The 10342-nt window shown below is 44.9% G+C and carries 8 protein-coding genes; 1 reads left to right on the forward strand and 7 read right to left on the reverse strand.

Translation table 11 applies throughout. The features are described 5' to 3' along the window. Positions 1–109: 109 nt before the first annotated feature. The 6 genes from FC15_RS05510 to FC15_RS05535 all read right to left on the reverse strand — a co-directional run bounded on the left by FC15_RS05510 (position 110) and on the right by FC15_RS05535 (position 8974). Positions 110–745 carry an NAD(P)H-binding protein gene (locus FC15_RS05510; protein ID WP_057824728.1) on the reverse strand — a complete coding sequence of 212 codons (636 nt, stop codon included), beginning with the start codon at positions 743–745 and terminating at the stop codon, positions 110–112. A gap of 105 nt (positions 746–850) precedes the next feature. Beyond that, positions 851–2605: a DNA helicase RecQ gene (recQ, locus tag FC15_RS05515; RefSeq protein ID WP_057824730.1), complete on the reverse strand. Its 1755-nt coding sequence runs from the start codon at positions 2603–2605 to the stop codon at positions 851–853. Between the two features lie 812 nt (positions 2606–3417). Continuing rightward, positions 3418–4239 carry a DUF6681 family protein gene (locus FC15_RS05520; protein WP_057824732.1) on the reverse strand — a complete coding sequence of 274 codons (822 nt, stop codon included), beginning with the start codon at positions 4237–4239 and terminating at the stop codon, positions 3418–3420. A gap of 16 nt (positions 4240–4255) precedes the next feature. Further along, positions 4256–4729, reverse strand: coding sequence for a hypothetical protein (locus FC15_RS05525; protein ID WP_057824734.1), 474 nt, complete (start codon positions 4727–4729; stop codon positions 4256–4258). Positions 4730–5625: 896 nt separating this feature from the next. After that, entirely contained in the window at positions 5626–8160 is a 2535-nt protein-coding gene (locus FC15_RS05530) for a M1 family metallopeptidase (protein WP_057824736.1), read from the reverse strand. Between the two features lie 127 nt (positions 8161–8287). Then, the gene (locus tag FC15_RS05535) at positions 8288–8974 is read right to left on the reverse strand and encodes a Crp/Fnr family transcriptional regulator (RefSeq protein ID WP_057824737.1); all 687 of its coding nucleotides are present in this window, start codon (positions 8972–8974) and stop codon (positions 8288–8290) included. A 104-nt stretch (positions 8975–9078) separates the two neighbouring features. On the opposite strand from FC15_RS05535, the gene FC15_RS05540 reads away from it, so the two are divergent. Further along, positions 9079–9636, forward strand: a complete 558-nt coding sequence (locus FC15_RS05540; RefSeq protein ID WP_057824739.1) for a hypothetical protein — start codon at positions 9079–9081, stop codon at positions 9634–9636. Positions 9637–9945: 309 nt separating this feature from the next. Here the strand turns inward: FC15_RS05540 and FC15_RS05545 are convergent, their stop codons facing one another. Next, positions 9946–10332 carry an IS110 family transposase gene (locus tag FC15_RS05545; protein ID WP_057824741.1) on the reverse strand — a complete coding sequence of 129 codons (387 nt, stop codon included), beginning with the start codon at positions 10330–10332 and terminating at the stop codon, positions 9946–9948. Between the last annotated feature and the right edge of the window lie 10 nt (positions 10333–10342).

The raw sequence follows: 10342 nt of genomic DNA on the forward strand, positions 1-10342 counted from the left end.
TACCCGGTATGGGTTTATTTTTTTACTTTGTGTTGCATTTCAATTGTAAATTCGCCAGAAACAAAAAAGATCGGAAATCATCCAAACTTGGATGTTCCAATCTTTCTGATTAGATCTTCTTAATTGCCTCTGCAATCGGCGTCTCACCACTACACATCGCAATCGTTTGATGAATCGTGTTTGGTGCCTCGAGCAATTCAGCCAGTGTTTCCGCCACGTCTGGAATTGGATTCGTCGCGACTTGATTTGTGCCAACACTGATTTTGCCCGTTGCTGGTTCTTCAGTTAAGCTCGTTGGCTGCAAAATCGTATAATCTAATGTCGTTTCGTGGATCAAGTAATTGTCTGCAAAAAATTTCGCCACGTTATAATCCATTAACTGCTTCAACCCTTCGCGCGACCAGTTTTCTGGTTCCGTCGAGGACATCGAACTAAGCATCAGGTAACGATGAATTTCGTTTTGCTCTGCTGCCCACATTGTCTTGACCGCTCCAAAAGCGTCAGTCTGTAACAAATCTTTTCCACGTGATCCTGCGACAAAATAGATGGCATCGACTTTTCCGATAATCTCGCGAATCTCAGGCACTTCTGCGTGCAAATCCAAAGCAACAGCTCTCACGTGTGAATCGATCATAATTCGGTCTGGATGGCGCGCGCCAGCAATAACATCATGTCCACGGGCGACCAGATTCTTGATTAATTCAGTGGCGACACGCCCCGAACCTCCAACAACGAAAACTTTCATGTTAACTCCTCCATTCAGCGGCTTTACTTTGACCATACGCGCACGAACGAGAGATTGCAACGAATTAACTATCGATCAAGTCGTTGCGAAAGAGGTTCAAATCCCTTACTCTCCGTCCGCCGCCAAGATCTGATTCAGGAAGAGCTGACCATATTTCTCCAATTTATTTTCACCGATGCCTTTGATTGCCAGCATTTCCGACAAGTTTGTTGGCATTTGCGAGGCCATTTCGTGCAATGTCTTGTCTGAAAAAATAACAAACGGTGGCACGCCTTGTTGTTCTGCCAGTTCTCGACGTAATGCGCGAAGTGTTTCGAACAGCTCGCCATTCGCGGGTAAAGATTGTTGCGCTTGCACCGCGATTTTACGGAAAACTTGTGCCTGTCCCTGTAAAACAGCCAGTCCAGAACTCGTGAGTTGTAACACCGGATATTGACCGCCAACCGCTTGTAAATAGCCCGATGCGGTCAAAAAATCAATTAATTCAGAAACTTGTTTTTGCGACTGGTTCTTCATCAAGCCATATGTCGATAACTCGTCGAAGTGCATTTCTGTGACTCGTTTGACCTTCGAGGCGGTTAAAACTTGTGCCACTAACACTTTACCAAAACGTTGATTCATGCGTTTGACACACGACAGTACTTTTTGCGCATCAATGGTAATATCCTGTGCTTCTCGATCATCCAGGCAATTGCTGCAGTGCCCGCAAACTGGGCCTTTTCCCCCGAAGTAGTTCAGAATAAATTGTTGTAGACACTGTTGCGTATTTGCGTATTGCTGCATTTCCTGCAACTTGACGTATTCGAGATGCTTGTTGCGGTCGTCCATCTCGGAATTTTCGATGTAAAAATGTTGAATCTGAATGTCTGCCAACTTAAACAACAAGATGACGTCGGCGGGTAAGCCATCACGTCCGGCACGGCCAACCTCCTGATAGTAGGCTTCCAAGGTGCCGGGGACTTGGTCGTGGATCACGAATCGAACGTTGCTCTTGTCAATTCCCATTCCGAAGGCGTTCGTCGCGACCATCACTGGAGAGCGGTCATATAAGAAGTCTTCCTGATTTTGGCGGCGTTGTTGCGGCGACAAGCCACCGTGATACATCGTGACGGGGACTCGATGCCGGGCCAACAGCTTAGTCACGCGTTCGACCTCTTTGCGAGTGCTGGCATAAATAATTCCCGATTGGTCCGGGTTCACTTTTAAATAATCGAGTAAAAACTGATCACTATCTTGATCCTTGACGACTTTAAATGAAAGATTAGGCCGAGCAAAATCAGTCTTCACTTCCGTCTTGATTGCCAAACGTTGCTTAATATCCTCGGCAACTTTCGGCGTCGCGGTCGCGGTTAAGGCAATAATTGCGGGATGACTGGGCAACTGCTGAATAATCTCAGTCACGCGCAGATAACTCGGTCGAAAATCGTGACCCCATTGCGAAATACAGTGGGCTTCATCGATCGCAACCAATTCGATTGGCAGTCGTGCTAACCCATTAAAATAATTCGAATCGAGCCGTTCTGGTGAGACGTAGAGCAGCTTCACCTGACCAGCAGCCGCCTGTTGATAGCGAGCATTGATCTCTTGATAATCCAAACTACTATTGATAAACGTTGCGGGAATCCCATTCTCGTTCAGCGCATCGACCTGATCCTTCATCAAAGAAATCAACGGCGAAACCACCAGCGTGACCCCGGACTGAATCAAGGCAGGAATCTGATAACAGAGCGATTTCCCACCGCCCGTCGGCATGATTGCCAAGACATTATCGCCAGCAAGTACGTGGTCAATTGCTGCCTGCTGACCCGTTCGAAACGAATCATAACCAAATTTACTTTTTAAAATACTCAGTGGATTCATCAACTCAACCCTTTACAATCTCTACTGTCATGTTAACTGATAATGGCTGGAAAAGAAAGGGCACTTTAACTGGCAGCTGACATCGGATGGACCGAAGTTGCTGCGGAAAATGGTCGTTCTTCCTGTGGTATGTGTTGAATCGAAGTTGCTACAGACAATGGGCATGCTTGCATGTGGGGCCGGCTGCAGCTCTTTTTGAAACGCGTTCCGCAAGGCAGCAGTCTGTGCTTAACAACAATTTCTAAACGATTCGCAAGCGAATCATTCAGAAATTATCGTTAATGCTCAACTGCTAACCGCCTTGTTCCACGCTCTACTTCAAAAAGGAGCTTTCGCCTAAAACTTGTAGCTTTTGTTGCACAAAATCTAAAGTTTTGCCCGTGTTATAAGCTCGAAACACGTTTCGAGCTTATAGCACTGTCACTGCAATCATGCCCATTGTCTTCCGCAACTTCTGATTTGGTCTGAATCATGAAATAACTGGGTTAAACGCTAATTGTTAGTTTCTGCTTCTCAATTTAAATCTCAACTCCGCCTTTACATCTGAGTCAGGGAACGGAGTGGAAAGTTGTTGCAGTGCTGTGAAATGCAGTTGTTTACGAAAGCTTGCTTTCGTGAACTTACTGCAGGGTCGTATTTAAGATTCTGCACCGCAGAAGCTCAAATCGAAGGCGGAAGATTTATTCGCCGAGTGCAAAGCACGAGTCGAATAAACCTGAAGCCGGCCCCATAGCAAAGACAACAACTTTCCACGCAGTGGACTGACGAGTCTGATAATTTGACAGGCATGCGAGGAACCGACAGATCTAGTCCTATTTAACTTCAGCCTTTTTCGGTTGATAAGCAATCTCGGCAATAATCTCATAAGGCTCGCTATTCTCAATCAACCCACCGCGCCCGGCAATTTTGTAGGGACCACCCCGTAGGTAGCTCGTGGCAACGACAAGATCGTACTTCTCCGCTGCTTGTTCGACATTCGTGAGGCCGATGCGGCGGATTTCCCCAACCGGCTGTTCAGAAAGCGCATTTAAGCCGGCATACAAAAACAGATGGCCATACTGATTCTTAATTTCATAGAACGGCAATTGAACCGGCGCACCAATTGCGAATAAGCGTTCATGTGTAGCTTGCGCCTGCGCGTAAAGTTCCTGATCAGAAAAGCCTTGATAATTCAACGATAAATAGCCTTGTGCAACTAAATCTTGCGCGAGCTTTTGGACATTTTGCTGCTGGTCAGCAGAAACATTGAGCGTTGCCGGTAATACTTGCTTACGGTCGAAGAGCCCTGCTGAAGGAATGTTTTGAGAAAAGCTGGCTGCATGCGCAATTTCTGCATTAACAGCTGGCCGTCCACCTAATTTCTTTTCGATCCATGGCGAAATATCGAATTTAAACTTCTTATCAGTGAAATAGTAGAAATAATTCAGCACTTCGAAATAGAAAACCAGCAAGAAGGCGGCTAGAAAACCAAGACCAATCAGCCGATAACCGGCATAGCGTAAGTTGGTGATTGCAAGGTAAAGCAAATAAAAATTCGCAAAAAAACCAATCAGCGTGAACGCACGATTTTTCGGTTTATCCTTAATATTAAAATAACCAAGAACTTTATTGACAATTTCTAAAGCGGTAAGCATGTCATTCTAACCCCCCTTACTGAGTGGACGAGCTGGTCGCGGGTGCGGCGCCCGAACTCGATGATGTTGTGTCATGATTTGTGGAAGCGTCGGAATTCTCCTCGCTCGAGGATGAAGAGCTACTCGATTCAGTTGATTGACTTGAGCTCGACGATGAATTCGCATCTTCAGTTGTATGACTCGAAGATTTATCTGTACCCGTCGTTTGACTAGACTCAGAGGTTTCATGATTCGAAGTCGATTTTTCAGTTTCATCAGACCCGTGACTTGATGAGGACGCTGTCTCCGGCGCTTCACTCGAGGACGAAGATGAAGAAGAATTTGAATTTTTGCGTGCATTAATGCTGCTAACAGTTTTTGAATATTCAGAACTAGACTGCGGTTTTGCCGTCGCGTCGGTCGTGGTGTGAACGATATTAATCAGCGACAACGCCAATACAATCGAAACCAATGACGCAGGCGAAATTAGAGGCGGCGTTCGATAAGCCATTTGATCAAATCATCCTTTCAACTTTCATACCTTTCATTGTACGCCGTAATTGTGTACAGAATAGGTGTAAATGCTTAAAAAAGCCTGAAGGTTTCTGAAAATCCAATGAGGTTGCACGTGAGAATTTTGCGGAAAATGGTCGCTTCTGCTGTGGTATTGCGTTGAACCGAAGTTGCTACGGATAATGGTTGTTCCTGCTGTGGGGCCGTCTACAGCTCTTTTAGCAAGCTAAAAGTAGCTTTCGACTAAAATTGGAGCCTTCGAAAACGTGTTCCACAAGGCAACTTCTTGCGCTTAACCACAATTTCTAAACGATTCGTAACCGAATCATTCAGAAATTATCGTTAATGCTCAGAAGCTAACCGCCTTGTTACACACTCTATTCGAAGTCTCCAATTTACCCGTTTTCCTCCGCAACTTCTGATTTGGTCTAAACAATTGAATAACTAGTTCAGCAATCTACTGCTAATTTCTACTTCTTAATTTCACAACCACAGTTTCGCCTTCACATCTGAGTCAGGGAACGGAGTGGAAAGTCGTTGCCGTGCTGTGAAAATGTTGTTAATCCGCGTGGGTCATGCGGATTTTACAACATGGGACAAACATTAGCCTTCGCAAACGTGTTACACACGATCGCGAAGACTAATGTTTAAGGCGGAAGATTTATTCGCCGAGTGCGAAGCACGAGCCGAATAAACCTGCAGCCGGCCCCACAAGCGAAGGCAACAATTTTCCACGCAGTGGACTGACGGGTCTGACAGCTGTACGTACGGCAGACTGACGGGTCTGACAACCTGTTAGACTATACTGGACTGACGGGTTTGAAGCCAAAAAAAGAAACGCTGAAAATCCAGCGTTCCTCAAAATCAAAACGATTTAGCTTAAATCAATACAAACTACTCAATAACCTGAGCAATTGCTGCATTAACCGCATCTTTTTCTTCTTCAATCAATTTCACACGACTCTCAATGACATTAGTATCCATCTTGATCTCGCGTGTTAAACCAGGTGTGCCTAGTTTTGGTTCGAAGAAATCTTTGAATTCTTCGAGACGTGTCCGCGTGCGGAAGACATTGGCGGTCACCGTAATGTAGGTGGTGAATTCCATGTCGCCACCGAGTGCTTCTTCCATCCAATCCCAGTTCTGACGGAACCAATCCCATGCAGCTTGTTCGCCATAATGATTTGCTAGGGTGCCGAAGTACCATGAACGCAAATCTTGTGGTTTGACTGTGGCGGCATCCTTGAACTGAGCCACGACTTTGGCAACTAATTCTGGATCGGTCGTCTGAACAATGGCGGCACGCAAGCTGCCCTTGTAGCTGGCATCAGCAGATTGACGGTATTCAGCTAATAATTCGTCGATCAGTTCGGCATTACCGAAGTTTCTAACTTCGTTGATCAGTACATAGAGACGCGTGTCTGCAGGTAATGAATACAACTTGCCGCGATTGTTCTTGAACAAATTATGAGCTGAAGCAATGACATCAACATTTTTAGCATAGAGTGCAGCGCCGAGTACGATTGGGCGAATCAGTTGATCGTCGTTAGATTCGCCAGCTTTTGGCGTCAAGCCTAAACGGGCCACTTGGTCGGCGGTTAATTGATTCATGAATGCTTGTAACTTGAGTTCTTCCGCAGAATCAGGTGTGACAAAACGCTTGAACCCATTGGCAATCCGGTAAAGTGTTTCATTAACGATGGCGGAAGTGCTGTTAGCAAAACGTGGCAACAATGGCACGATTGTCTCGTAAGAAAGTTGACGGCCCTCAGCTAATAAACGTAAGTCTTGCAGCAGTTGTAATTGTGCAACAGCATCAAGTTCATCCACGTGATCCAAAATATCGGCCAATAATTGGTCATCATATTTCACGATGAAGTGTGAATCATCACCGACATTCAGACGGAATGGTTCGCCATTTTCAGCGCGTAAGGCTTGGTAATCACCAATTGTGACGCTGTGATCCTTCAGTAATTCTGGCGCAGCAGCATAGTTGCTGTTCAAAGGAATCTGCCATTGACGGCCGACTTCTTCGCTTTGACCAATAAAAAATTGTTGTTGCGATAAAGTCAGTTGGCCATCAACAACTGCGGCAGTAACAACCGGATAGCCTGGTTGTTCCAGCCATGAATGCATAATTGCACCCACATCGATACCTGAAGCTTCACCCAACGCTGCCCACAAGTCGGCACCCGTTGCGTTGTTGTATTGATGTGCGTCGAAGTAGTTCTTCAAGCCTTTACGCAAAGCCTCGTCACCAATCAAAGCGCGAACCATGACTAACATCCGTGAACCCTTAGCATAAACGATGGCGCCATCAAACAGGGCATCGATTTCTGCAGGATCTTCCACTTCGACGTGAACGGATTGAACGCCATCGGTTGCATCACGTTGTAAAGCTGCGGGTACTTCAGAAGTTTGGTAAGTTTCCCAGATGTGCCAATCAGGTTCGAGCGCATCGACAGCCACGTATTCCATCATGTTGGCGAAACTTTCGTTCAACCAGAGATCATCCCACCACTTCATCGTCACTAAGTCACCGAACCATTGATGCGCTAATTCGTGAGCGATCACGGTTGCGACATATTGTTTCCGATCCAAAGTCGTATTGTCTGGATCCAATAATAGGGCAGCCTCACGATAAGTCACTAAGCCCCAGTTTTCCATGGCACCAGCAGAAAAGTCTGGCAAGCCTAATTGCCATGAATGTGGCAATGGATATGGCGTTTGGTAGAAATCTTCATAGAATTCAATCGAACGCTTCGCAATATCCAATGGGAAATCTAACTCGTTAGCTTTGTGTGCCTTTGTGGCGAATACACCGATTTGGACGCCACTCTTCGTTGTCGTTTGTTTACCTTGCAATTCACCGAAGGCAAAAGCAATCAAGTAAGTCGACATTTTAACGGTCGTATCAAAGTAATGAACGCCATTTTCGACTTTAACTTCTGGCATGTTAGCTAAAGTAACTTCGCCTTCATGTTCGTCGTATTTGATAGCAACATCGAAAGTCGCCTTTGCTTCAGGTTCATCCACACATGGAAAAGCCTGACGCGCAGCATTCGTTTCGAATTGCGTGCCGATGATTTGTTTCTTGACGCCATCTACTTCGTAATATGAAGGATAGATTCCCATCATGGTATCGGTCAGTGGCGCAGTATAGTCAATTGCAATCGTGACCTCGCCAGCTGCGGGTACATTGAAGCGAACCGCGTCATTGGCATCGTCAATCGTAAATGGAACCGCCTGCTCGTCAACTAAAACGGCATCGATCTTAAGATATTTTTGATGAATTGCAACAGCTTTATTTTTTGCGTTACCTGTAATCGTCGTTTTTCCGGAGATCTTTTTGGTCTCGCGGTTAATATCTAGGTAGATATTGTAATGCGTTGGCTGGAATGCCTGATAGAAATGAGTTAATTCTGCCATAATTTCTCCTCTTACTCTTAGAATAGATTCATTATACAACTATTGTGGGGGATAAAACTAGACTTCAACGCATCGTCTTGCTAAAAAAACTGATTTCCCCGGGACGAACGGAGACTCGTTCAATTTGTCAGCGCGTTCCTCCTTGATCAGGAAACGACGCGGGTAGATTGCTCAAGGTAATCTCACGTCCGCTCATTGTAATGATGCCCTCACTAATCAACTTCGAGAATTGGCGACTCAATGTTTCCGGTGTAATACTCAGCCAGTTTGCTAAATCACGTTTACTCAGCGGCAACTTGAATTGACGTTGACTCAATTGACCAGCAGTCTCTTCCAAATATTGTAACAAGCGATCACGGGCCATTAATGTGCCATAACGTGCATTTCGATTCTCAAGATCAGTTAGTCGCTTCCCAAACGAGCGCATCATCCGAACAGCTAAAGATGGCGTCTGTTCGACTAACTGCTCGAAATCTGATTGACGAATCGAACAGACAAGTGAATCTTCCACCGTCTCAGCAAAATTATGATGAATGACGTCGGTAAACAGCGCAGACTCACTATCAACGGCATGTGCGTCCAGAAAATATAAAATTTGTTCCTGACCATTGGCATCCAGCCGATAGACTTTGATTCGTCCTCGATCAACGACCAATAATCGATCGACTGCCGAACCGGCACGATAAATCGTTGTCCCCGCCATGATTTTTTCTTGATGCGTCGAGATCGCCGTTAACTGACGAATGGTCTCATCATCCAATCCGACAAAAATTGGTGCCGAGCGTACGCATTCAATTGCAGAATGTTCATCCATGACTTTAACCTCTCCGAAAATAAAACTCAAAAAATTGATATATATCAATTTATTTATCTATCATTGATTATACACTTTAATTAAATCATCAAGGAGGTTTTAACATGACACAAAAATATCAAGCTGACATCATTTCGCTTAATGCAACCAAAATCGGTTCGGGTCCCCATGGTACTGCTACATTTATCGAAGATAACGATCAATTAACGATCACCATCGAGATGTTCGACACACCGGCAAACATTGAACATTGGGAGCATTTCCACGGCTTCCCAGATGGCAAAGATGCCGCAATTGCAACGGCGGCGCAAGATGTTAATGGCGATGGCTTCGTTGATCTGATGGAGACTGAGGCCGTCTCTGGCACAACAATGGTTCCTTTCGACGATGCCCCAGAAAAGATGGACATCCCGCATGACCGCTACCCGATTGCTGATGTGGACGGACACTTTGCCTACACGAAAGTGGTCCCATTAAGCACGCTTCAAGCTAACTTCGAAAAAGCGTTCGGCAGCAAAGATCTTCAACTCGACAAGCGCGTCATTTATATTCACGGCGTTCCCGAACAGCTCGAGCTACCAGAAAGTGTTGCTGGCATGGTTGGCCACTTCGATGCACACGTGACCTTACCAATTGCGGTGGGCAAGATCAAACGGCTTTAAGCATCGGTCTTATTTTTAGCTTCCTTTTCAGCGTCACGTGTTTTTTTAATCTCAGAATGATCAGATTCGGGGCACACCTCAGACGCTCTGAACCAATCATGACCTCAAGCACACCTCAAACTCGTGTGCTTTTTTTCTACCATTAGTCAAGAGAATTCTTCTATATCAAGGGATTCTTTTTCTTAATTACGCAAAATAAGATTATTTATGGCGTTAAATCATATTTAATCTGATATTTTGCCATACTAAACAGCACCTCAGCTGTAATTTTTTTTCGGAGGTGCTATACTTTACTTAAATGAATAACGATTAGAGTTCGGCGAGGAACATCTTTGAATCGTACAATTCATTGTATTTGATTAGGTGATATATGGTTCTAATCAAGCGGCTCATAGCTGCTATGGCAATCTTCTTGGTGCGTATGGCACTAGAAGATTGCTTTTTTTGTTCGTAAGCCACACTGACGTTTGAAGGATGATATTTAGAAGTACTGATCATATTTAGAATTGTTTTGAAGAGAATCTTACGTGCATAAGCATTCCCGCGTTTACGGATATGTTGAGCCATTTCAAAATCACCAGATTGATATTGAATCAGATCAATTCCAATATATGCATTGATCGCGTTAGCACTATGGAATCTGCGGATATTGGATGTAAGCTGATTCCTGAGACAACTTTTAAGAGAGGGTATAATGAATAAATCG

Origin of the sequence: Lapidilactobacillus concavus DSM 17758 (assembly GCF_001435835.1) — a bacterium.
In the GTDB taxonomy this organism is placed as follows: domain Bacteria; phylum Bacillota; class Bacilli; order Lactobacillales; family Lactobacillaceae; genus Lapidilactobacillus; species Lapidilactobacillus concavus.

Bases quoted from the DNA above. Each gene is read 5' to 3' on its own strand.
- FC15_RS05510 (WP_057824728.1), bottom strand. From the start codon at position 745: ATGAAAGTTTTCGTTGTTGGAGGTTCGGGGCGTGTCGCCACTGAATTA.
- recQ (WP_057824730.1), bottom strand. From the start codon at position 2,605: ATGAATCCACTGAGTATTTTAAAAAGTAAATTTGGTTATGATTCGTTT.
- FC15_RS05520 (WP_057824732.1), bottom strand. From the start codon at position 4,239: ATGCTTACCGCTTTAGAAATTGTCAATAAAGTTCTTGGTTATTTTAAT.
- FC15_RS05525 (WP_057824734.1), bottom strand. From the start codon at position 4,729: ATGGCTTATCGAACGCCGCCTCTAATTTCGCCTGCGTCATTGGTTTCG.
- FC15_RS05530 (WP_057824736.1), bottom strand. From the start codon at position 8,160: ATGGCAGAATTAACTCATTTCTATCAGGCATTCCAGCCAACGCATTAC.
- FC15_RS05535 (WP_057824737.1), bottom strand. From the start codon at position 8,974: ATGGATGAACATTCTGCAATTGAATGCGTACGCTCGGCACCAATTTTT.
- FC15_RS05540 (WP_057824739.1), top strand. From the start codon at position 9,079: ATGACACAAAAATATCAAGCTGACATCATTTCGCTTAATGCAACCAAA.